Annotated in this window: 21 protein-coding genes and 1 pseudogene; 9 read left to right on the forward strand and 13 right to left on the reverse strand. The window is 64.7% G+C overall.

Annotated elements, in window-relative coordinates; genetic code table 11:
- Positions 1-572: 572 nt before the first annotated feature.
- The gene (locus WBB07_RS18305) at positions 573-953 is read left to right on the forward strand and encodes a hypothetical protein (protein WP_267304308.1); all 381 of its coding nucleotides are present in this window, start codon (positions 573-575) and stop codon (positions 951-953) included.
- A 424-nt stretch (positions 954-1,377) separates the two neighbouring features.
- A complete protein-coding gene (locus WBB07_RS18310) occupies positions 1,378-3,297 on the forward strand; it encodes a hypothetical protein (protein ID WP_526309818.1) in 1,920 nt (639 codons plus the stop codon).
- A gap of 70 nt (positions 3,298-3,367) precedes the next feature.
- On the opposite strand, the gene WBB07_RS18315 is transcribed toward WBB07_RS18310, so the two are convergent.
- Complete coding sequence (locus WBB07_RS18315) at positions 3,368-3,622, reverse strand: toxin-antitoxin system (RefSeq protein ID WP_526309819.1); 255 nt, start codon at positions 3,620-3,622, stop codon at positions 3,368-3,370.
- Positions 3,623-3,802: 180 nt separating this feature from the next.
- Positions 3,803-3,940 carry a hypothetical protein gene (locus tag WBB07_RS18320; protein ID WP_526309820.1) on the reverse strand — a complete coding sequence of 46 codons (138 nt, stop codon included), beginning with the start codon at positions 3,938-3,940 and terminating at the stop codon, positions 3,803-3,805.
- A gap of 242 nt (positions 3,941-4,182) precedes the next feature.
- Between WBB07_RS18320 and mobF the strand changes: the two genes are divergently transcribed.
- The 3 genes from mobF to WBB07_RS18335 all read left to right on the forward strand — a co-directional run bounded on the left by mobF (position 4,183) and on the right by WBB07_RS18335 (position 11,552).
- Complete coding sequence (gene mobF, locus WBB07_RS18325; RefSeq protein ID WP_526309821.1) at positions 4,183-10,059, forward strand: MobF family relaxase; 5,877 nt, start codon at positions 4,183-4,185, stop codon at positions 10,057-10,059.
- A gap of 110 nt (positions 10,060-10,169) precedes the next feature.
- Positions 10,170-10,340: a hypothetical protein gene (locus tag WBB07_RS18330; RefSeq protein WP_526309822.1), complete on the forward strand. Its 171-nt coding sequence runs from the start codon at positions 10,170-10,172 to the stop codon at positions 10,338-10,340.
- A gap of 624 nt (positions 10,341-10,964) precedes the next feature.
- Positions 10,965-11,552, forward strand: a complete 588-nt coding sequence (locus WBB07_RS18335; protein ID WP_526309823.1) for a hypothetical protein — start codon at positions 10,965-10,967, stop codon at positions 11,550-11,552.
- A 152-nt stretch (positions 11,553-11,704) separates the two neighbouring features.
- On the opposite strand, the gene WBB07_RS18340 is transcribed toward WBB07_RS18335, so the two are convergent.
- The 6 genes from WBB07_RS18340 to WBB07_RS18365 all read right to left on the reverse strand — a co-directional run bounded on the left by WBB07_RS18340 (position 11,705) and on the right by WBB07_RS18365 (position 15,894).
- Positions 11,705-12,013, reverse strand: a complete 309-nt coding sequence (locus tag WBB07_RS18340) for a hypothetical protein (RefSeq protein ID WP_526309824.1) — start codon at positions 12,011-12,013, stop codon at positions 11,705-11,707.
- Complete coding sequence (locus tag WBB07_RS18345) at positions 12,010-12,792, reverse strand: ParA family protein (protein ID WP_526309825.1); 783 nt, start codon at positions 12,790-12,792, stop codon at positions 12,010-12,012. Before WBB07_RS18345 ends, WBB07_RS18340 begins: the two co-directional genes overlap by 4 nt.
- Before the next feature lie 246 nt (positions 12,793-13,038).
- A complete protein-coding gene (locus WBB07_RS18350) occupies positions 13,039-13,590 on the reverse strand; it encodes a hypothetical protein (protein WP_526309826.1) in 552 nt (183 codons plus the stop codon).
- An 844-nt stretch (positions 13,591-14,434) separates the two neighbouring features.
- A complete protein-coding gene (locus WBB07_RS18355; protein ID WP_526309827.1) occupies positions 14,435-15,034 on the reverse strand; it encodes a recombinase family protein in 600 nt (199 codons plus the stop codon).
- A 157-nt stretch (positions 15,035-15,191) separates the two neighbouring features.
- A complete protein-coding gene (locus WBB07_RS18360) occupies positions 15,192-15,386 on the reverse strand; it encodes a hypothetical protein (protein ID WP_267304315.1) in 195 nt (64 codons plus the stop codon).
- A 94-nt stretch (positions 15,387-15,480) separates the two neighbouring features.
- Positions 15,481-15,894 carry a DUF2510 domain-containing protein gene (locus WBB07_RS18365; protein ID WP_372507741.1) on the reverse strand — a complete coding sequence of 138 codons (414 nt, stop codon included), beginning with the start codon at positions 15,892-15,894 and terminating at the stop codon, positions 15,481-15,483.
- 197 nt (positions 15,895-16,091) lie between these two features.
- On the opposite strand from WBB07_RS18365, the gene WBB07_RS18370 reads away from it, so the two are divergent.
- From WBB07_RS18370 to WBB07_RS18385, 4 genes are read left to right on the forward strand one after another with little or no spacing between them, the layout of a single operon-like run.
- Positions 16,092-16,307 carry a FitA-like ribbon-helix-helix domain-containing protein gene (locus WBB07_RS18370; RefSeq protein ID WP_267304319.1) on the forward strand — a complete coding sequence of 72 codons (216 nt, stop codon included), beginning with the start codon at positions 16,092-16,094 and terminating at the stop codon, positions 16,305-16,307.
- Positions 16,304-16,723 (forward strand): PIN domain-containing protein, encoded by a 420-nt coding sequence (locus WBB07_RS18375; protein WP_264075176.1) that lies wholly within the window; start codon positions 16,304-16,306, stop codon positions 16,721-16,723. The genes WBB07_RS18370 and WBB07_RS18375 overlap by 4 nt, the downstream gene beginning before the upstream one ends.
- Before the next feature lie 53 nt (positions 16,724-16,776).
- Positions 16,777-16,965: a hypothetical protein gene (locus tag WBB07_RS18380; protein WP_267304316.1), complete on the forward strand. Its 189-nt coding sequence runs from the start codon at positions 16,777-16,779 to the stop codon at positions 16,963-16,965.
- 60 nt (positions 16,966-17,025) lie between these two features.
- The gene (locus WBB07_RS18385) at positions 17,026-17,424 is read left to right on the forward strand and encodes a VOC family protein (protein ID WP_267304317.1); all 399 of its coding nucleotides are present in this window, start codon (positions 17,026-17,028) and stop codon (positions 17,422-17,424) included.
- Positions 17,425-17,901: 477 nt separating this feature from the next.
- Here WBB07_RS18385 and WBB07_RS18390 read toward each other — a convergent pair.
- The 5 genes and pseudogenes from WBB07_RS18390 to WBB07_RS18410 all read right to left on the reverse strand — a co-directional run.
- Positions 17,902-18,057, reverse strand: a pseudogene (locus WBB07_RS18390) (antitoxin); the annotation flags it as partial.
- Positions 18,048-18,704, reverse strand: a complete 657-nt coding sequence (locus tag WBB07_RS18395) for a Fic family protein (RefSeq protein ID WP_267304320.1) — start codon at positions 18,702-18,704, stop codon at positions 18,048-18,050. The pseudogene WBB07_RS18390 and the gene WBB07_RS18395, both read right to left, overlap by 10 nt.
- 577 nt (positions 18,705-19,281) lie before the next feature.
- The gene (locus tag WBB07_RS18400; RefSeq protein ID WP_267304318.1) at positions 19,282-20,196 is read right to left on the reverse strand and encodes a hypothetical protein; all 915 of its coding nucleotides are present in this window, start codon (positions 20,194-20,196) and stop codon (positions 19,282-19,284) included.
- Entirely contained in the window at positions 20,187-22,565 is a 2,379-nt protein-coding gene (locus tag WBB07_RS18405; protein ID WP_526309828.1) for a hypothetical protein, read from the reverse strand. The genes WBB07_RS18400 and WBB07_RS18405 overlap by 10 nt, the downstream gene beginning before the upstream one ends.
- A gap of 14 nt (positions 22,566-22,579) precedes the next feature.
- A complete protein-coding gene (locus WBB07_RS18410; RefSeq protein ID WP_526309829.1) occupies positions 22,580-22,852 on the reverse strand; it encodes a hypothetical protein in 273 nt (90 codons plus the stop codon).
- Positions 22,853-23,135: the final 283 nt, after the last annotated feature.

A 23,135-nucleotide genomic window follows, 5' to 3' on the forward strand; every position in this document is an offset into this window, starting at 1 on the left:
CAGGCCCTACCGGAGCACACAGGAAAAGCTGGGCAGACCAGCAGCTACCCGCTGCCAGCACAACGACCGACCGGCGCCATCACCTCAGAACCACATCCATCAGGTCAGTCCACGGATCGAGGCTTAGGGCGACCACCGCGGTACCGGCCACGATGGCAGGGGTTAGCCACCGGCGTCGTGGCGGTGTGGGTTGCCACGCGGCACTTGGGTATTCGGGCTCTTGTGTTCCCATGTGGGCAGCGTAAGCCGGACTACCGACAAAATCACGGTTGAATTGCGCTGGTGCACAATGTGATTACGAAGTGAATCACATTGATTGATCCGTTTACTGGCGAGTCAGAACGCGTTAATGACGCCCTAAGTGGGGGGTGTGCCGTGTTTGCCGGCTGATTCTGGCTGACTCATCTGATTACTGATGAAGCATTTTCGCAGGTAGCCGGGCAAAAGATCGCCAGAAAACCGCGCGCGACCCCGGCGCGCCTTCGGTATTTCCGGCAAAGGTGTCGGCAGGATCTCCTGTTATGCCCGGATCAACTCGTCGAGGCCGCCCGTCCTTGGGGGAGCGAGCCGTCATGACTGCAACACTGCCCGTCGCCGTTCTCAACGCCGCGGCCGCGGCCGCGGCCGACTACAGCATCGACAGGTCAGCTCTGCTGACCGACATCGTGTGTTTCCACTACAACCGACACGACCTCATGCGTCATCTGCCACAGCAACTCCTGTTTGAAACCCAGCCCCCTACACGTGACGCCGAAACGGATGCGATCGGACCGCACGCCAAAGTACGGCTGCCGCTACCCGTCGCACAGCTTGTCGAGCGTGACCATCAGCGACTCGGAATGCAGCGCTCCACCTACCTCGCCGACATCATCTGCCGGCACATGGGCTTCGGACATCTTGTTCGCGAACTCGACAAGGGGTCTGAGAAGGAGGTTCTGCCGCTGGCGATGTGAGCACCACGGCCCGGTGTACGCGGCCGGGCAGATGGACAAATCCATAGCGGTGCGGATCACCCCTTGACATGACGAAGGCCCCCGAAGGGGCCTCGTCTCGCCGGGATTCGATCTGAGCTCCAACTCAGGTCTGGGTCCGCACCCGTTACCCCCGAAGGGGCGATGTCTTGGACGACTCGTCTCACGGTAGCGCACTGTCTCTAACAGGTACAGGTGGCGCGCGAAACCGTGACCGAAATCGTGATCTTTTACCCGCCGTTGTGCCGCGGGCGAATGCCGGGCAGCCGTGGTGTGGCTGGATCGAGCGTGTTGGGTGCACGCCGACGCGGACTCCCCGTCTGAGCTGGTTGGCCGTGTCGCTGTACTGGGCACACTTGTCGGCGCCGCACCGTCGGCATAGGTCGTTGTTGGCGGCGGTGTGCCGGTGACTGTTCACAACGTGTCTCCGGCCGCGCCGGCGGTGGTGTGGAAGGCGTTGGCTCGGCGGCTGTCGCAGCCGGGTCGGGATCGGGTGAAGGTGTTCGACCCGGACACCAAGGAGTACCGCAAGACCCGGCGCATCACCGACACGCTGCCCACGCTGATGGCCGCGGTGTACCTGTACACCCACCGCCGGACCACGCTGCTGGCCCTGGACTTCGACAGCAAGCCCCACGGACAGGCTCAGGTCGACGCCGATTTCGCGCGCGCGCTGGGCTGGCTGACCTCCTGCGGGGCCCGTGTCGTCACGGACCGGTCCACCAATGGCGGTCGCCACATCTTGGTGCCGCTGGCCATCGGCACCACCGCCAGCTTCGACGAGATTCAGTCGTTGATGCGCCAGCTCAAGGCGCGGCTGCCCAGCTTTGACCCCAAACCCATGCAGAACCCCAAAGAGGGTTGCATCAGTGTGCCGGGCACTCCGTGCGCAGGCGGTGGCCACCGGATCCTCGACGGCACGCTCACCGACGCCGTGGCAGCGCTCACCGAGCGCAGCGCCCCCACTCTGCTGCCCGAGCTCTACGCACTGCTGGGCACCCTGCCCACCCCACCGCAGCCGGCCAATGCGGCTGGCCTCCCGTCGCCGGGTGTCACGAGGACTCATGCCGGCGAGGACGAGCGGCTGGCCGAGCCCGCCCGCTGGAACAAGCCCCTCCCGGCCGGCGTCGCCGAGTTCGCCGCGATCGGCGACGCAGCCCTGGCCCGTGACCACGGCAGGTGGGACAGCCCCTCAGAAGCACGCATGTCGGTGGTCCTCAACGCCGTGCTGCGCGGCTCCAGCCTGGCCGATATCCGTGCCCAGGCCGAACCCGGCCGGCCGTGGAGTGGTCTGGGCGACTCGTACCGCACCAAGCACGGCATCCGCGCTGACGCCCAACTCGCCCGCGATGTCCGCCGCGCCCTGGACTACACCGCGACACTCGCCGTAAAAGCGAATCTCCCCGCACACAGGCTAAAGAACTCACACGGGGGGCACACCAGTACTGGCCCCCACGGGCGCTGGCTGGCCCACGCTCTGGCTTGGGCAGACCGCGAGTTCGCCGGCAGCCCTTTTCGATGGACGGTGCGCGATGTACTCCAGGCGCTGGCGATCAAGGCTGTGCTTGCCGGTGAACTGAGATCCGGTACTCCAATCGTCGGGGTCGGAGGTCGGGGGTTATCGCTGTCGGCAGGGTTGATGCCGGCCACTACGACCTTCGAGGTGTTGCGACGAATACGGGACATGGTGGGTTCCCCGATCTTGTTGGTGAGGCGCCGCATCGGGCGAGACGCCGACTTCTACGCCCTGACCACCGAGACTCCGGACTTGATCACGCCGGTCCCGTTGGAAAGGGTGAGCGTGTCGGATGTGCACCCGGCGTGGAGCATCCTCGGCCGCCATCACCGTGCGGTGTACGAACTCATAACCCAGACGGGGATGACTCGGACGGCCGACGTGTATGCCGCAGCGCGTATCAGCGCACGCACCGGGCAGCTGTCGATCGCTGCGCTCGCGGCCGCCGGGTTGGTCGCCAGGGAAGGCCGCACCGTGGTGCCGGGCCCGACAACGTTGGATGCCATCGCGGCCGCGCACCGGCTCGATGAGGTTCAGGCCGACCGGATCGAGCGCTACCGTCGCGAACGCGCCGCCTGGCACGAATGGCTAGCCCACCAAGATGCGCTGAAGGCAATCACCCCAGAGGCCGCCGAACGTGTCCACGCAAGCCCGCACGGCCACCCGGTGCTCACCTACGAGGACGACTACCTGGCTCATGTGATGGCTCACGGGCCACCTCCGGCCGACGAGGAGTACGCCGCGATCACACTCGTGACCGAACTGATGGGCGCACGGATAGTGACCGAGACCGTGCCCGCCGTGGTGTAGCGGTAGCGAGCAACACCAGCGTGTTCATCGGTAGTCATGGCCGCTGTGGCGTGTGGCGCACGCCGTCGAATCAGCCGCGGCCGCGTAATAGGTCGGGGTTGTCCAGGGCACGAGCGAAGATCTGAGCGACATCCTCGCCGTCGAGTTCACGCATGAGTTCGGGGTGGCCGACGATGGCGGCCAGAAGGTCTGCGACCCATTGGGACATCGGTATGCCGTCGCCGCCGTACTGGCCGCTGTGGGCGGCCACGGCGTCGTAGACAACCCGATCGACGCGGGGTCCGAGTTGCGCCCTATCCCCTTTGTGGGTGCTGCGAATCGCCATAACGTGAAGGCCCTTTCAGACGGGAAGGATGACCCGTCCACCACGTGATGGCCCGAGTCGGGTGTGTTGCTGATCGGCGGTCATCGTGCCGCACGGTCATGAACCGAACTGGCGTTGGTGCGCGTTATCCCGGCGGCTGAGTGAAGCGGACACGTACCTCAGCGGCGGCAGCGTCCTCGGTCAGTTCCCCGCGGTCATCCGCGCCATCAACTCCCGAAGTGAATCGGACACCGCGAACCCGGCCAGACCGGTCGCGGCCAACGCCAACGCGCTGGCCTGTGCCGGTGTGTAACTCGCGGCCGTTCCATTGTTGGTCACGTCGTTCACCTTCGCGCCTACTGTGCCCTGTTTATTGAATCGCTCACTGTTTCAGCACTTCTGCTGTCAGCGTCAATCCCGTTCAGCCTACTGTCTCATCCTCGTTGACCTGCATCGTTGCTTTCCAGCCTGGTTTGGTCCCACACACCTCTTGCACTTAGGTCACGGTTGGGTAACGGTCCGTTCGGGGGCTGGCGGAAAGCGGCCTTGGTTTCGTCGTGAGAAATCGGTGCGCTGGGCAGGTGAACGCGGGCATCCACAAGCTCACGGCTGGCTCCGGGTACTTGTACCTGGTGCGGCAGGTGGCTGCCCATGACCGCACTCATGGCCCGGAATCGTTGGGCGACTACTACTCCTCGAAGGGTGAGACCCCGGGCCGCTGGGGTGGGCGCGGGCTGGCCGGATTGTCGGCGGGTTCGGAGAACTGGACGCGCACCGACGCCGGGGACCGGCTGTGGTCGGTGGCCGAGGGCTCGGAGGTCACCGAGGATCAGATGAAGGCGTTGTTCGGGCTGGGCGTGCACCCGAACGCCTCAGCGTTGACCAAGCAGCTCATTGCTCAAGGGGCGCGCAAGAACTCGGCGCTGACCGCGACTTCGCTGGGGCGGCCGTTTCGGGTCAATGCCGGGGAAACCGAGTTGCAGCAGCGCCTGGCGCTGGCCTACCGGGACCATAACTTGTCCATCGGTGCGCACTGGAACGCCGCGATTGATGAGTCGGTGCGAGCGCAGATGCGCACCGACATCGCGACCGAGATGTTCGAAGAACAGCACCGCCGCGCCCCCTTGGATGAGCGGGAACTGACCGGGTTCATCGCCCGCGGCACCCGCGACCAAACCACCTCGGTCGCCGGCTACGACATGACCTTCACTCCGGTCAAAAGCGTGTCCGCGCTCTATGCGCTGTGCCCGGAGCCGATCGCCAAACAGATCGAGGAATGCCACAGCAAGGCCGTCCAAGACGCGTTGGATTTCCTGCAAGACCAGGCCGCCTACACCCGCATCGGCGCCCAGGGCGTGGCCCAGGTCGACACCGAAGGGTTCATCACCGCGGAGTTTTTGCACCGCGACACCCGGGCGTCGGACCCCGGCCTGCACACCCACGTCGCGATCTCCAACAAGGTCCGCGCCCGCGGCACCGACGGCATCGCCCGCTGGTATGCCCTCGATGGTCGGCCGTTGTATGCCTCCACCGTCGCGGCCTCGGAGTTGTACAACTCGCGACTGGAGGCCTACCTGGGTCAGGTGTTGGGGATGCGGTTCGCCGCTCGCGGTGATGCCCGCGAAGGCAAGCGCGAGGTCCGCGAAGTGGTCGGGGTGAGCCGCGAACTCAACGAACTGTGGTCCTCGCGCCGGGCGGCGATCGACGCCGAGTATGCGGTGTTGGCCAAGAAGTTTCAGGCCGCTCACGGCCGCGAGCCGACCACCCCGGAGTCGATCGCGATGTTCCAGCAGGCCACCTTGGCCACCCGCGACGCCAAGCACGAACCACGCTCACTGGCCGAACAACGCCAAGAGTGGCGTGCTCAAGCGGTCGGTCTGTTGGGCAGCGACGAGGCGGTCAACGCGATGATCGCCCGGTCCTTGGCCGGGCGCACCACGACACCGGCCGAGGTCACCGACAGTTGGATCAAAGCGCGCGCAGCCCAGGTGATCGCCACCGTCTCCGCGGCGCGGGCCACCTGGAACCGCACCCATGTGTTGGCCGAAGCGTTGCGGGTGGTGCGGGTCACCGGGCACGCCGGAATCGACGGCATCGCCGAACTCATCACCGACGCCGCCTTGGCCGAACCGTTGAGCATCCGCCACGCGTGCAGTCCTGATACTGACCTCGGTGAGCCCGCCCGGCTGCGCCGCCGCGACGGCTCCAGCGTGTACCGCCAAGTCGGATCGCAGACCTACACCAGCCACGAAATCCTGGCCGCCGAACGCTCCATCCTGGCCGCCGCCGAGCTGCGCGATGGGCGCACCGTGCCCGCCGCCGACGTCGAGATCGAACTACTGGCCCAGGCCGCGCATCGGCGTGAACTCAACGCCGGCCAAGCCCAACTGGTCCGCGAGATGGCCTGTCGCGGGCAGCGGGTCATGCTCGCGCTGGCCCCGGCCGGGTCGGGTAAGACCACCGCCATGGCCGCGCTCGCGCGGTCCTGGGAAGGTGCCGGGGGCACCGTCATCGGGTTGTCCCCGAGTGCGAGTGCGGCGCAGCTGCTGCGCGAGGAAATCGAAGTCGAAGTCGGTGACACTCTCGATAAGTTCAACTGGCTCACCGACAATCCCGACATCTCCCCCGGTGATCCGGCGCGGCAGTGGTACGACGCGATCGATGAAAACACGTTGATCATCGTGGACGAGGCCGGTAAGGCCGGCACGTTGGCGTTGGCCTCGATGATCGCGGTCGCGTTGGCCCGCGGCGCCAGCGTGCGCCTCGTCGGTGACGACAAGCAGCTGTCCTCGATCAGCGCCGGCGGTGTGCTGCGCGACCTGGCCCACCGCCACGGTGCGATCACGTTGTCCCAAGTGATGCGGTTCGCCTCAGCCGCCGAAGCCCAAGCCGGTCTGGCGTTGCGCGACGGTGACCCGTCGGGGATCGCGTTCTATCTCGATGAGCAGCGCGTGCACGTCGGCACTCAAGCCGCCGCGTCCGACATGGCGTTCGAGGCTTGGCAATCCGATATCGCCGCCGGCGAGCACTCGCTGCTGTTGGCGCCCACCCACGATCTGGTGTCCGAACTCAACGACCGCGCCCGACTGCACCGGCTCACCGAACTCGGAGCCCGCGCCCCCGGCATCGAAGCGGTGTTGATGGCCGGTGCGCGCGCCAGCGTCGGTGACCTCGTGTTCACCAAGGAAAATGACCGCACCCTCGCGTTGGGTGCGACTGATTTCGTGCGCAACGGCTACCGGTGGGAAGTCACCGAGGTCGACCCGGAAGGCTCGATCACCGTTAAGCATCTGGAGTCTGGGGCGCACCTGCGCCTGCCGGCCGAGTACGTCCGTGCCCACGTCACCCTGGGCTACGCCCGCACCATTGACGCCACCCAGGGAGCCACCGCCCGGTACCGGTGTCACACCGTGGGCTCTGACCAGTTGACCCGCCAGCAGGTGTACACCGCACTCACCCGAGGGGTGTACGGCAACCACATCTACTTCTCCACCGCCGAACACGACCCACACCGCGTGCTGTCCCCGAAAGCGACCCACCCCGACACCGCTGTGGACGTCTTGACCCGTGCGCTGGGCCGCGACGCCGCGCAAGTGTCGGCCACCAGCGCGGCCCGCGCCGCCACCGATCCAGCCGCCCGCCTGGCCGCTGCGACAGCCATGTACGCCCATGCGGTCGGTGCCGCGGCCGAGTCACGCCTGGGCCCAGCCCAGCACGCCGAGTTGGATTCCCACGCCGAAAAGTTGGTGCCCGGACTCACCTCGGCCACGGCCTGGCCGGTGCTGCGCCAGCACCTCGCGTTGATCGCCGCCGCCGGAATTCACCCGCTCAAACGGCTCGACAAAGTGGTCGCTGCCGGCGGATTCGACAACGCCGCCGACCCGGCCGCGGTCATCGATTGGCGCCTGGACCCGACCGGAGCGCACTCCGGTGGTGCCGGTCCGCTGTCCTGGCTGCCTGCCATCCCCGAACGCCTCGCCGCTGACCCTCAGTGGAGCACCTATCTGGCGGCCCGGGCGCAGCGGGTCACCGAACTGGCCGCCGAGGTAGCCGACACCGCACGCGGATGGAGCCCGGCGACCGCGCCGCGATGGGCACGCCCCCTGATCGACACCAACGCAGAGCTGGCCGCCGAGCTGGCCGTGTATCGCGCCGCGACCGCCGTCGATGACAACGACACCCGCATCGCCGGGCCCGAGCAATACCCCGCCCGCACCCGCGCCGCCCAACGCGGACTCGAACAACGCGCAGCCGAACTGATCGGCACCGACGCCACCACCAACCGCTACGACGACCTGATCGACTCCATCAACCCGCACATCCGCCGCGACCCCTACTGGCCACAGCTGGCGCATCACCTGTCGGCGGCCGCGCGCACCGGAGTCAACATCACCCAGCTCGTACGCAAGTCCGCGGCCGACCGACCGCTGCCCGACGAACTACCCGCCGCCGCCCTGTGGTGGCGGCTGTGCGGCACCCTGTCCCCGGCCGCACTGGAAACCGCCAACGGTGGGTTGCGCCCGGACTGGCTGCCCGATCTGCACACCGTGTTCGGCACCGAACTGGCCGAAACGATCGCCGCCGACCCCGCATTCCCCGCGTTGGTCTCCGCGATCAGCAACGCCGATCCCGACCAGTGGACACCGTTGGATCTGCTGCACGTGGCCGCCGAACACCTCTATGACGCCGACGCCCACCTGACCCATCACCTACGCGCCGACGAGTACGCCCGCCTGCTCACCTACTCGATCGAGGTGTTCACCACCGACGACCCCTACGACCACGACATCCCCCTTCCCGAGCACGCACCGCTGACCCCGGAAGAACACGAAGAACTCGCCCACCTGCACCCCGATATCGCGAACGCACCAGCCTGGCGCCAGCACTCTCACGAGGATGTGTTGGCTGACCCCAACAACCTCGCCGCCGCGCTCGGACTAGATGAATACGACCTCACCGAGCCCACCGAACCCGACGAACAACTGCCCCCACCCGAGTACGCCCACGACGTCCTTGACGCCGAATCGCACCTGGATTTCGACAGCCTGAGCACCAGCCGTCCCACCCCGGCTGCCGCGCTGGCCGCCCACCGCGCCGACGTGCACGCGTTGCGTGCCCGCTACGCCGCCGCCGACGCCGAGCTACGTGCACTCGCTGCACAAGTGTCCGCCGGCGCTGGACCGCACGTGCTCGCCGCCACCGATGAACTGCGGCGCATGCGCGACGCCGCCGACGCCGATCGACCCTTCCTGGCCCGCGTCGAAACCGTTCTTGCGCAGTGGCACGAGGCCGAGACCACCTACACCGAAGCCCTCGAACTCATCAACCACGCCCGCACCGAACTCGATATATTGCGCGCCGACCCGGCTGCCGACCCGCTCGATATCGCCTCGGCCACCCAGAACCTGAACTTCCTCACCAGCTACCAGCTACCCACCCGCAGCCCCGCCGAGCAGTTCCACCCGGCATTCCAAGAAGCCACCGCTGCCCGCGCCGCCGCAGCCGGAGGCAGCGAACACATCGTCACCCACGCCGACGCCGACGCCCTGCTGCGCCGGTGCCGCGCCGACGACGACACACTGCTCGCCCGCCACCGCGCCGACCGCGCGGCGCTACGCGAACAGTTGCACCGCACCGAACTCGCCGCCGCGCAGGCATTCGCCCACGCTCAGCGCAGCACCGCCGAACACATCACCGACCTACTGCCTCGCATCGACGCCGAACTGCGGGTGCTCGACGCCGCCGGCCAACACGCCTTCCAAGACCGGCTGCCCATCCCCGAGCACCCCGACATCGACACCCACCGCCTACACCGACTCACCGACATTCCGTTCGTGCTCACCGCCGCCCACGCCAGCGACCGCGCCGCACTGCTACCGATGATGAACCATCTCGCCCGCGCCGCCCACGCCGCGCAGCGCCCGCTGATCTGGGCCGCACCCGCCACCATCTGTGACAACCCCGACCTGTCCCCGATCAACCCCACCGTCATCGACGCCGCCACCATCGACCTCACCGACAGCGCGCCCGGCACCATCGTCATCATCGACCGCGCCGAACACCTCACCCCCGAGACCATCGCGGATCTCACCGAAAACGCCGCCACCGCCCACGCCCGGATCATCCTGCTCGACACCAACACCGCCACCTGGCCACCACCACCGGCAGCGCCACTGCTCAAACTGCTGCACACCGAACTGCGCTGGTCGCCAGTGCTCACCGCATCCACCGGCCGCATCAACCACTACCAGGCCAGCCCAGACACCGACGCCGCCCTCACCCAAGCCGCCGGCCTACACCCCGACCACCACACCCCCGCAATCACCAACGCCCTGCACCGCCACCGAAAAGCCCAGCAGCGCAACACCACCGCCCACGAACTCCACAGCCGCATGTGGAACGCCGCTCATCGTGGCGATGGACTCAACCGAGACGTAGACCACAGCCGCGACCGCTAAACTAAACAGTTTCGCCAAGACGCCAGCCATAGCAACCACCCCACCTGTGGCACCAGCAGACCTAGCCGCCCCACCGAACGTAACGAGCCCGAGATGTGTACTACCTAGGTATGGCCATCGACATCGATCAGGACCGATACAACAAGCTGGCGGATTGGGCCGAAAGTGCCGACCGCGACATTCATCCTGAGCGCGGCGAAACAAGCACTGCGGCAACGCGATCAAGCCGTGAACTGATCCCGCCCGGGCCGCATACGCACGATGAGCAGCGAGCCAGATAGTCCGGAAATAGGACTTGGCTGGCAAAAGGGGGCGTGCCACGGGGAGCTGACACTTGAAAGTGGTGACCTGCAAGCGGTCCGTTTGTGGACAACGCATGATGACGCAGACGGACAGATTCAATGACGACGGCTCCCCGCCGTGTCGCCATCCAGAGAGACGGGCAACACCAGGAAACCCCGCCGTAGGTACATATAGGAACGTATCGGTAACCAAGAACGTTACTTTTTGTACCTTTGCGGTGTTAGGGTGCCTGCTGCGGCGCCCGGTCACCCAGCTGGCGCAAGGAGTGGGGCGATCCCGAGCAACTACAGCATCATTCAATCCAAAGTGACGATGCTCGAAATGCAGCCCCAGAAATGACGCGGCCCCCAGGCCCTGTCTTCCGGCAGGAACTCCTGGGGGTCCACTTCCGATGTCACCGCAATGCATCGGCTTCACCAAGGTTAAACCCGAGCAAGCAGCGCAAAGCAGTGCTATACGCGAACTAAGCAGCTCCACATGCCCCGGCGAGCCTGCGACATTCGTTACTGGGCATTGTGCCTCCCACGTCTCGTTAGGTACATTAGTAACGTACTGGGAACAAAAAACGTTACTCGAGGTACCTGAATGAGGGAGGGGCCCACATGGCCGTCAAGAACACCGGCGCCGCGTCGGCGCTGGCCGACGCGTTCGCCGCGCTGAGTGTGGAGGGCAAGCCGGTGACTGTGCGCGCCTTGCGTGAGCGGGCCCGGGTCAGCACTGACGCGGCGAGCGAATGGCTCAGGACCAATCGGCCGGCCCGGGACGTGTCGCCGGTACCGACCGACGTGCTGGCGCGGGTCTTCGACCCGCTGTGGTCGGCCGCTGTGGTCGCGGCCCGGGACGAGCAGGCCGAAGCGGATGCGGCCGAGCGGGCCACTCTGGTGCAGGCCGAGGCCGACGCGCTCACTGACCTGGCGGCCGCGACCTCCCGGGCCGAGGCGGCCGAAGCTGAAACGGCGCGACTGGGCCGCGAGCTGGCCGACCTCACCGCCCGACTGTCCACCACCGAAGCTGCTCGCGCCGAGCAGGCAGCACTAGCTGCGGCCGCGACAAAGGACGCCGCCGACGCGCGAGCGGCCGCCCACTCCGCCGAACTGCTCGCCGCCGAGGCGCAGGCCACCGCCAGGACGCTGCGGGAAGTCCTCGACACCGTGAGCAAGGGCACCAAAGACGACAAGGCCAAGTCGTAGCGCTTGTCCAACGTGGTCGCGAGGTTTTCTTTCCCGCTCCCGGAGCTGTAGTCGGGGCTTTACGGGGAAGGGTTGGAATGTTTGCGCACCACCTACATATGGACCTGTTTGCCCAAGATGAGAGGGTTTGCTATCTGTGCTAGCACGGCTAGCTAGCAGCCGTGCTGGCTGAGGTAGTCGTCGAGTGCTTGGTCGGTGATGGATGCGATGCTGATGCTGCGATCCCCGGTTTCGTAGCGCAGTTTGTCGACGGCTTTCCCGAGGCGACTTTTTGTGGAGGGTCGGATTCTGACATTGTGCTGTTCGGTCAGCCGTTCTGCCGCTCCCCCGGCCGGCGGCGCCGGCTCTTGCAGTGGCGATGGTTGGGTGGTCTGAGCTGCAAGGACGCCTGGTCTGTCGGGTAGGGCGTCGGCTGGGTGGCTAGTGGTGCGGGTGATGGCTGGTTTTCGTGCGGTGCTCATGCGGGCGCTCCGATCGTTATGCCGAGTTCGTCGAGCAGGTCGTCGTATGCGACTTGCAGGCTGAGGGCTCGTCCGCCTTTGAACTGGTGCATGGGCACTTCGGCGCTGTGAGCGTCTTGGCGGGCGCCGAGGTCGGGTATGACGGTGCGGGCCACCAGGTCGCCGTAAGCGTCGCGCAGCTCGCGCTCACGGTCGATGTGCTCGCCCTTGTTCTGCCGGCGGGAAATGATGATCTTGGCCAGCTCCAGGCGTGGATTGGGTCGGAGTTTGACCTTTTGGACGGTGGTTTCCAGCCGGGTCACGCCTTTGACGGAGTCTTTCGTGGGTTCGGTAATGGCGTACACGCTGTCGACGGTGAGCAGGACCGCGAACAGCAGCTTGCCCAGGCTGGGCGGGCAGTCGAACAGCACCGCGTCGTAGGGCGAGAGGTCCAAGCCTTCGAAGGCGACATCGAGGCGAAACACCAGATCGGATGCACCACTGGATTCGGCGTTGGACAGATCCAGATGCGACGGGATGAGGTCGACGCCGTCCCAGTCGGTGGCCACGACGGCGTCAATAGCCGAGCCGGCTTCAGTGCGGTCCATGAGGTCAGCAGTGGTGAGTTGCCCATCTTCGGTGTACACGCCGAGTCCTTCAGTGGCGTTGGCCTGGGGGTCCATGTCGCAGATGAGAGCCCGCCCCCCGCGGTGGCTAATCGCGCTGGCCAGGCCAAGTGTCGTCGCAGTCTTGCCTACGCCGCCCTTTTGATTGGCCAGGGCGTGCCGTTTTGGCTGCATGATGCATCCCTCTCCTTAGTTAAACTAGCAACGTAAGCAAGGCGAGCTAGTGGTGCTAGCATAGCGCTCGTAGCTATGCTAGCACCACTAGCTCGTGTACGGGTCTGTGCTCGCGGAGGTCGTTGCGGGGGATCCCGTTTGGTCGTAGACTTGCGGCTGTAGCCAGTCCCATCGCGGTGGGTTTGGAAGTGAGCCACAGGATTACTCGCCGGACGACGAGGCCTGTGGCTCGCGTATTTCTGCCGGTCAGATCGTGTGGAGTTCGACTGCGTTGCCGAGGATGTCGAGATAGGCGCTGTTGCCGATTCTGGCCTGGACCACGGCTCCGCACACGATGTCAGCGGCCCAGAGCGCTGGTTCGTTGCGGCCTATGGAGTGCTCGATCCGTACCGTCGATTCGATAACCCGACGCGACCGCAGTTTTTGCAGCATGTCCAAGTCGCTGGCGTCGAGCTGTCCTCGGGATTCGAAGGTGATGGTGGAACAGGGCATCAGCGCCAGGTGCGGCAGCAGAAATTCCATGCATTTTCGGCGATGGCGCCGGTCGTCAGCGTCTTTGTCGACGTGGACGACGACGAACCCGGTGACCGGGAGGCGGGCGACGGTCGCGACCAGCTCGGCGCGGCGGTCGGGGCTGCTGCCGTGCCAGTGCAGTTTCGTCTCACCGATGCGCAGGCCTTCGAGGGTTTTGCGCAGTTCGGCGACATCGTCGTCATCGCACAAAGTCGCTGCAAGGAGATAGGCGCCGGGATCGAGGTCAGGGCGCGATCCGGACTCATCGGCCCAGGCGGTTAGCATGCGAAACCCCTCATCAGAGTCCCGGCCAGGGCGGTTGCGGCGTCCATCCGGATTCAGATCCTTTCCTACGGGTTGCGGTACCCGGTCGTTAATTCTTGAGCGACCACATTGAGGTTTACAGGGGAGGGGTGCACGGGGCGGGGTACGGCGCGGCAGGTGTCGGTGTCAGTGCCTGGTGGGACGCTTACGTGCGGGGATAGAAGAACCCGGCGAAGGGGTAGACATGGGCCGCGTCACAAACGTCCGGGCATACATGCGAAATGGTCGCCCGGTGAGGGCACACACGCGGGGAGTGCCAGATAAGACGAGTGGGGCGGGCGTGGTGGCTCTTTTGGCGGTCATCGGCGCTTTTCTTCTCTGGGGTAGCGGTGCCGATCGAACTACACCGACTACCGGAGGAAAAGAACCGAGAAATAGCGCATACAGTGCAGCATCCCCGTGGGCGCCAGTCACGTTGCCTGACGAGAGTCCCAGACTGGCTCGACCAAGTTGGGTTGGCTCAGAGCTCCAGGGTTACCGGGCGGGGTCGGACGACTGCGGAGCGGATGCACGGCTATGGGTGGTGCAGCCTGGCACGTCCGGAATGTATCGGCTCACCTCTGCTTGCTTTGGTGGTGGATGGAAAGCGGAGATCGTCAGAAAGTGCCGGTCCTACAGCGCGAACCTCCCTCCAGGGCGGTGCGCAGTGTGGGATCGCGATGGCATCATGTCGGCGGCGACTGGAGTGCAGGGTGAACTGCAAGTTGTCGTCCTGACGGACGCGTGCCTTACACGTGCGGGGTTGTCTGACTTTCACGTAGGACCACTACACCGGGACTGCGTGGTCGCAGCTTCGTAACCTGCCCTAGCGGTGCTCTTGACGGATACCAGCCGTGGTTATCCGTGCGGCAGACAAATAGCGGTACGCGGTAGCGCGCCCGATGCCGAATGCGGCAGCCAGCTCGTCGACCGGTTCGCCGGTGGCCGCCAGCCGGCACAGCTGTTCCTGGCGGGCGGCGCTGAGCTTCGGCGGCTTGGTGGCTGGCAGGCTGCGTGAGCGGCGGGCTTCACGTGACGCGGCGCGGCGCTCCCGACCAAGTTCGAGTTCCAGTTCAGCCAGGGTCGCCATGATGGCTGCGACAGCACGTCCGGTGGGGGTAGCGGTGTCGATGCCCTCGCGGAGGGCGCGCAGCACGATTCCTCGCTTGTCGAGGTCAGCGATAGTGCGGGTGACTTCGGCAGCTGAGCGCCCTAGGCGGTCAATGGCGGCCACCACAACGGTGTCTCCGGTCCGGGCGTATTCGAGCAGCGCAGCGAGACCGGGACGGGCGCTGCCGACCGCACCAGAGAGTTCGTCGGTGAAAACCCGATCGGGGTCGACGCCGGCCGCTGCGAGGGCGGTCCGTTGGGCGGTGAGGTCCTGACCGGTGGTGCTGATCCGGGCGTAGCCGAGAGTGGCTGTCATTCGTCGACTGTCTCACCTGGCGGTGACAGGGCAGATGCGAGACACGCGGTGTGAGACGAGATATGAGACAGCGCCACCTGGGCCGATGCAACGGGGGAGTCTTCCCCATGAGCCCGTCTCGTTTCTTAAGAAATGAGACAGGGGACGCCCCGGTTTTTCAACCGAAAAGGCAGCGCTTGAGCGAGTTTTTCCACTCTGTAGCGCCGCCGTAGCCGTACTCGTACTTGAGTTCTTGAAGTGCTTCCTCGATTGAGGCGTACTCGCTGTCGGTCAGGTACGTGGAACCGTTGATGGCCTGGCGTTCTTTGCACAGATCGCGTAACCCGGCGATGATTTCCGCTGCGTAGGACATGCTCATCATTCTCCCGTACGTCGGGCCCCGCCGAGTCCGGTTAAGGGGCTATCTGAGCTGGATAGCAAGGGTGTGCCCATGCCTCCCGTGGTGGTTACCGAGCCCCGGTGTGGATGGTCCAGTTTGCGCCGTCCCACCAGCGCCAATAGTGCGGGTCTTTGGGGTCGACGTACCATCCCGCGGGGGGAAGCTCCGTAGTCGGCTCAACCTCGGTCTCTATGGTGAACGCAGTTAGCGGACGATTAGGTTCGCCATCTGCCCGAGTGGGATTGCGGCGGTCAACTGCGCGGTACAGATCTACCGTCTCGGTCGCGCTGAACCGAGTCGCCCACTGGATATCGGGCGTCGTCACCAGATGGAGCGCGGGCATCGGTTCACCTGTGACGGGATGAGTGCCGACCCTGCTCGGGTCGTACTCGACGATGTACTGCCCATCGAAATCGGTCGGCGTACCGTTGACTAGACCGACTATCCGAATGGTGCAGCGCTCGCTGTGGCCAGCATTCATGTGCTCAACCGTCTCTCATGGGTACGACAACAACCGAATCCTGTCGCTTCTTTTTAGAAACGAAACAGTGAGTCAATCGTCTCGAAGGCGTGCTGTTGGTACGTGCCGGTTTGATCACGAATTAGAGAGGCGGCGTGGAGGTAACGAACTCGATCTGATATCACTCACCTGATAGCATCATTGCTATGGAGCAGATCTTGATTCGCAATCTTCCTGAAGGCACCAAGGCGGCGTTGCGGGCCCGCGCTGCGCGCCACCGTCACTCCGTGGAAGCGGAAGCCCGCACGATCCTCACCGCGGGATTGGCGGGCGAAAACATCCCGATGTCGGTGCTGCTGGCCGCCGACAGCGGCCATGACATCGACTTCGATCCCGAACGACTCGGCCTGACCGCCCGCACCCCTCAGCTGTGACCTACGTGCTGGACACCAACGTGGTCTCCGCGTTGCGCGTGCCGGGGCGCAACCTCGCTGCACAGGCGTGGGCGGACTCGGTGCCGATCTCTGAGCAGTTTGTGGCTGCGACCACGCTGGCCGAGATCGAGCGTGGCGTGATCGCCAAGGAACGCACCGACCCGGCCCAAGGTGGACATCTGCGGCGCTGGTTCGACCACAAGGTGCTGCCCACCTTCACCCGCCGGACGTTGCCCTTTGATCTAGCAGCCGCGCGCATCCTGGCCACCTACCGCGTACCGGAGCACGCACCCTACGACGACGCGCTGATCGCGGCCGTCGCCCAGGCCGCCGGCAAGATCGTCGTGACCCGCAACACCCGGCACTTCGAACCGCTCGGCGGCGTGCAATGCCTGGACCCCTGGAGTTATCCCTGAGGCGTGTCACGGGAGCCTCGGGCGGTGACTCTCGAATTCAGAAATTAGGAGCTATGACCGACGATGCTGCCGCCGGCACCCACGACAGCCCCACGGACCTCGGGGTGGTGGCCGATGCAATGACCGAAGCCGATCAACAGATGGTCGACGAACTCGCCGCCGCGGATGTGGACTACGCGGCGGGGGACGCGATCAGCGGCGAGGAGTTGCGCCGCCGTTACGGCTTGCCGCAGTCGATCTGATCGGCCTGGTTTCTTTTACATCCGAGACAGCTTTCGGCAGATAGCTAGGCTTGGGACTCTATGGCTTCCCTGCGTGCGTTCCCGGTCGTTTATGCAGTGACGGATGTCAGGCGTACCGCTGATTTCTGGCAGCGACTGGGATTCGAACGCTTCGTAGAGCTACCCTCCGATATCGAACCTGGGTACATCGGCTTGCGTCGTGGTGCAAGTGAGATTGCCATCGTATCTTGGGACTGGGCTGCGCAACGCTACGGTTTAAAGTCGCCCGCGGGTCCGCGGTTCGAGATGTATGTCTATGTCTACGATCTGGATACGTTGGTGACCGATCTGCGAAATGACGGGATACCTGTCCTGGCCAACGTCGCCGACATGCCATGGGGTGAGCGTGTCGCGACCATTATCGACCCGGATGGCAATCCGGTGACACTCTGTCTAGCCCAGGACGGGACGGACGGCTAGCAATGCTTGGATGCTGGGTCAGCACGTGGTTCAGTGGCGCCGCCGACCATGCCCGCTAAGTCCTGCACCAGAGGTAACAGGCGTGTGAACGTATCTGCTGGTCGGGGTAACTATCCTGGTCATATGACGATCGAGGGTCGTGACGTCGGGTCAACGCCCATTACCCCGCGACGGTTTGGTCAACTGCCCAAACTTGTTGTCCCAGATGATTTTGATGAGCCACTGCCCCCGGCTGAAGCTGCGGTGTGGGAGGAGCCTGGATCGGCCTCCGGGGACGCCAGTGCTGCCGCCGATGACTGGCCCGTCGATGTGGAACACCTTCGCGACGCGCTGCGGGAATCGGAGGGCGATCAAACCACTCGACCAGCCGGTGGACCCCCTACAGCGAGGTGACCGCGAGGAAGAAGAACTCGATCGCATGCTGCCGCTGCGTTGCAGGTTATTCCACCGATATGGGCTCTATGTCGTCGGAGCCGATCACAGCCCAGCAGCATGATTCGCCTGGTAGATCTTCTGCGCGTAACCGTCGATGCCGAGAGCCGGGACCGTCGTTGTGGTGTAGTTCTGGAGGGTGATCCGAAGACGTTCTTGTCGCAGGGCCTGCTTTATCAATTCCGATCGGTTCAAACCCGCCCCTGCCCCACCTCAATAGTTCCATATCCGGCGTCATCATCCGCGTTATGGGTTTGGATTGTTCGTAATCCCTGGGCTGGGCGGTAAAACCCTTCGAAATCGAAAGGTGTGGCTTCGCCGCTGCGTTCGCCGGCGATCAACGACTGGCGCACCATATTTAACTGGGCATCGCGAAGTCGGCTGTGTAGCAGCGCTTTCACTTCGTGTTCGTCGTAGATATAGACCCTCGCCAAGAGGTCGTTGAATGCTTTGGCCACACCTGGGTCGTTGTCATCGACCGGAATCGTCAGCAGGACACCAGCATCGGCACCGATGAGCAGGCTGTTGGCCACGAAGGTGGCGGTGCGCTTGTTGCCATCCTCGAATGGCTGCGCTTTGGCCAGGCCCACGAATAAGTCCAGAGCGTTCTCTTGTACCTCGGTGCTGCGAGTCGCGTTGTCCAGCAAGACTTGGAGTTGGTTCTCGGTGAGTGCGTCGGGGGTGTGTCGGCCGTACGGCGTGGCTACCCCGATGGCCTGTTCCTGGGTCCGTAGCTGGCCAGGATGCAGGGCTGCGCTGCGGGTGAGGGTGGCGTTGACGGCCTGCACGAAGCTGGTGTCGATCGGATGGCCGGCGTTGTCGATGACGAATTGCGCCGCGTCACGCATATCCTCGAGAAGCGCAAGGTCGGCACGCGAGGAAACACCCTCAGAACCGCCGGAGCGCAGGAAACTCTCGGTATCGCTTCGGCTGACCGATAGACCGTTGAACACCTTGCCCGCGGAATACACCACCCCCGCAAAATCAGCGACGGTCAGCGCGTCCACGAAGGTCCCCTTCCCTGGTCAGTCAAGATCCTATTCCAACAAAAACGCAGGATTGGGGCGGAACCTACACACTGACCGTCATCGCACCCCGCTGCAACGGCCGCGATGTCTGCGGCATTCTCGGCGTCCTGGGCCTCCAGCTGTGCAGCGCTACCCGCATCCCCGGTGGCGACGGTGTTACCCGCTCGACTGAGGTCCGCCAGAAACGCGCCGGTCTGAGCAGGCCACGTGCTGGTGATGGCATTGCTGCGTGGCAGCGCCAGGCGAGGCTGTGCCGACACCCTGCGCAGCCCCGGCCGCACCGCGTGCGGCGACTGTCGCAGCGCCGGCGCCGGTCGTTGCACCGGATGCGGTCAAGGCGAGCGGGTCGACCCTAATACGGTCCCCGGACTCTCCCGATGGTGGCACTACGGCCACGTCACTGTCCCCCTTCGTGGTTCATCCAGTAATCCGGTATGCGCTGAATCTCCGCACGGTAAGCCGGGTCGGCTAGACGCTCGAGGTGCACGGCTCGCTGCTGATGATCAGCATCAGCCCAGCGTCGTGTACGAGCGACAGCCCTCTCAACCCAGTCGGTCTGGCGCGGGTCACTGATCATGTAGAGCATCGACCTCTCGCCGAAAATATTGAGCAGCTCTGGTGAACGAACGCTCAAACCGGCAATAGCCGCCTCCACACTCTCGGTGAGCAAATCTCGTCGGGCTAGGGCACGTTCCCGGATCCTCGCCTCAGATTCGATGCCCAACACGGTATTAGCCAGATGGCTCTGACCAATTCCTCTGCGCTGTTGCACGTCATACAACTCCGATGTTTCTCCGAAGTCGATGATTTCCGAACAGGAGATCCACCAGGCCCGCAACGCATGATCAGGGCACACAGGTGCGGTCGGCTCCCAATCCCACGGTCCGCCCTCCACGACCTCGCGTAACGCAAGAATTTCGGTCTCGGCCTGGTATGTAAGCGGATAAGCCCACGGGCTCGGCAGAACTATACAATCAGCGCCGATGCCCTCGTGAGCACGTGCGTGTTGCAATCGCCTGCTGGCTGCCCCGGCACGAATCTCCCGCCAATCCGGCTCAAGCGCACCACAGCGCGCATCGGCCACAATCCGGGCGAATACAGCCATGACGGATTCATTCCAGCTAGGAACGTGGGCGAAGCCAGGAATCGCAGACATCCCGGTGTCCTGGACGGCCCCCAGCCAGCTACGTGCGCTGAACTCGTCGCCCTTGCCCACCGAGACTGACTTTGCCGAGCTGGGCAACGTGTCCCCACGAAGCCCCTTCAAACTGTCCGCATCGAACTCGTCGTCGCCAGGAGGAATCATCGGCATTGGCGTTCCAAAATAGTGACGGCCACCGAGCCGAACCCGGCCACTTTCGCGCAGTACACGATGTCGGCCAAGGACGGTGACGTCGGCCGCTGCCAATGCCGAATCAACTCAGCAATCAGCGCAGTGCGGTAGAACGCGATATACAACATGCGCGCAGTCAACGACTGGTCCGAATCGTCCAGATCCAGCGGCCCACTCAGGTGCGGAATCGTCGCATTTCCGTCGTGCCGTTGGGCCACCTCGCTGTTGTAAGCAGCCCAGTCCACGGGAGTGCCCTGGGCGAGCTCATTGAGGAACGCCAGGTCGGCGAGCTCAGCGACTTGGTAAGGCCCGTCTGCACCGCACACCGGCTTCCCTTCGTTCCCGGTGGCCGCCACGGTTTGGGCCGCCGCCTCCACGACAGCCCGGGTGACTACTGCAGCCACAGAAACCTCAGACGGACCACCTACTATCGTTGAAATCTGTTGTGCTAGAGCAGGATCAATAGCTGATAGGCGATGGTGATGTTCACCGTCGAGGACCGGTACAGACCCCGGCGCATGAAGGATCGACCGCATTGTCACCGTCTCAAAATCCTGCCACCCCGACGGACGCGGACCTTCCGCAGTGGTCACCAACGCACTGCGCACAACCCCAGATACTCTGTCGGACAACGCATCAGCATGCCCGGACAACACATCAGCCGGGCGACGCCATCCCATATACCGATCCGCCCACCTCATCGGCAACGCCGGATCACGGGGTGCGAGCCGCGCTGTCGTCGGAATGTACACCGACGCAGGCACATACACCCCACCGCCCGCGCTAGAGGCGATGACAAGCTGCGGCCCAAACTGTGTACGCACCACGGAAACAGCCCAGTTCACGAATCCTGAGTCGATCGTGTTCCAGGCCGCATCCGTGCCACGAACCAACCCGTCGATCACCTGCCGCGCCAACATCAAGTCCGCGCTCACCTCGGGCTCAGGCATGCTCGCCGCCGTCGCCGCACCCGACGTACCCGCCATCACCGGAGCCGCGCCACCCTGCTGACCTGATGGTGCAGCCGAAGCCGGCGCGGCCGCCGCCGACGCAGGAGCCGTCGGACCCGCACCGGTCGGGGTCGCCGCCGACCCACCCCCAGGCGGAACAAACGGCGCCAAGGGTCCACCACCGGAACCTCCAGCCATCATCGGCATACCACCGCCACCACCGACCATCGGCCCCGCAGCAGTGCCCGCAGCACCGCCACCGGCAGCCGCCACCGGCGGCTGCACCGGACCCTGTAAAGGGGCTGCCACCGCAGGCGCCGCACCCGGATGCTGGGCCACAAACTTCTCCAAGGGAGGCGGCGACACTGTGCCCGAAGAACCAATGCCCGACGCCAGCCCCGAATTGAAGCTCGACGCAGCACTCGTCAACGACCCGCCACTACCCAGCGAGTCTGCTGCCGCCGCAGGCGAAGTAAACGCATCCGACAGCGACTTGCCCCCGCTACCCAACGGATTGCTCGGGATCTGCGGCGGGCGCAAACCACCCACCGCCGAACCCGCCGACGGCATGCCTCCACCTGCAGAACCCGTACCCGCGCCGCTCATCGGCAGACCTGCTGCCGGCAGACTCATGGGCGCTCCGACCTCGGTATCGATCGGCGAAGCAATCTGCTTTTCGTCCTGCTTCGGTTGCCCGTTGGTAGCTGCGGTGCCGTTCGTTAGCTCTTCAACGAGTGGTTTTTCATCCGCACTATCGCTGGCCAGTCCATCTGGCTCCTCCGTCGTGTCTTCTGCGAGTTGTTTTTCGTCGTTGTTGGCCGAGTCGCCGTGACTGACTGGCTCCGCAGTGTTGTCCACTGGCACGTCTGGTGTTTCGCCGATCGGCGCTTCGGGGATGGGGAGGACGGCTGGTGTGGCGGCGATGTCTTCTAGTGCGGTGCTGTAGAGGCTGGCCGCTTCGGCCTTGAACGGGCCCATGGCCGACACTGCAGCCGAGGTGCCGCCGCTGGATTGGGCGGTGTCCCATGCTTCGGCTGCGGCGTCGGCGACGCGGCTGAGGTCGGTCTTCAATCCCAAGACGATTGCGCGGAATGAATCAGCCGCAGTCGCAGTAGATTTGAAGTGGTTGACACCACCGTCGGCGTGGTCGACCATCTTCTTCATCAACGCGATACGGGCTTCGCCACCCTGACCTACCAACAGGCTCGCACCCTTGGTCATCTCAGTCTGCACGGTATCGGCGTACCCGGACACCGCTGTGGCCATCGCTCGCTGATCATCGGCAAGCGCCTGCAAATCCGTCTCGCTGATCGACGGCCAATAAGCAAGCACAGTCAATGACGATGCCGGCCCTGAGGGCCGCTGCACATCACCCGGGTTACCGACCACCGCTGCCATGAAGCGCCTCCGGCCTACTGCTTGTCCAGGCCACAGACCGACCACACTTGGTCGTAGGCGGCCTGCTCGTTGACACGGTCGTGTGCGGGTGGTTCAGCGAGACCGCGGGCCCGGACCTCGCCGTAGGCTGCGATACGCGCGTAATACACCGATACGACATCGGCAATTGCGGCCCGTACAGAGGGACTGGCGTGGGGAGTATCGGCCAGTGCGTTCTCTAGAGCGGCTGCGGCGGGAAGAATGTCCAGCGCTCGGCGATCAGTCCGTGGCTGTGTCGTGTTTACCACTGCGTACCGGGTACAGAGAACGACGTCTTGGGCATGAATTTCTGCGGGTGATGGTGGCGCAGCCGTGCTATCCGCGGACGAATCGGTGGCAGCAGATGCTGCGTCTGTTCTATCGGCAGTGGCACTGCCGAAGACAGAGCCGAGCGCCACACCGCTACTTAGCCTCGATCCACCGATGAATTGGCTGGTCATGGGGTGTCGGAATGAGGAAAGTGCCCTCTGAACTGGAATGATTGGTGTTCTCTACGCAACAATCATGTCCGGCAAGAAAGGCACTTCCGGT

Source organism: Mycobacterium sp., from assembly GCF_049647605.1.
Classification (GTDB): Bacteria; Actinomycetota; Actinomycetes; order Mycobacteriales; family Mycobacteriaceae; genus Mycobacterium.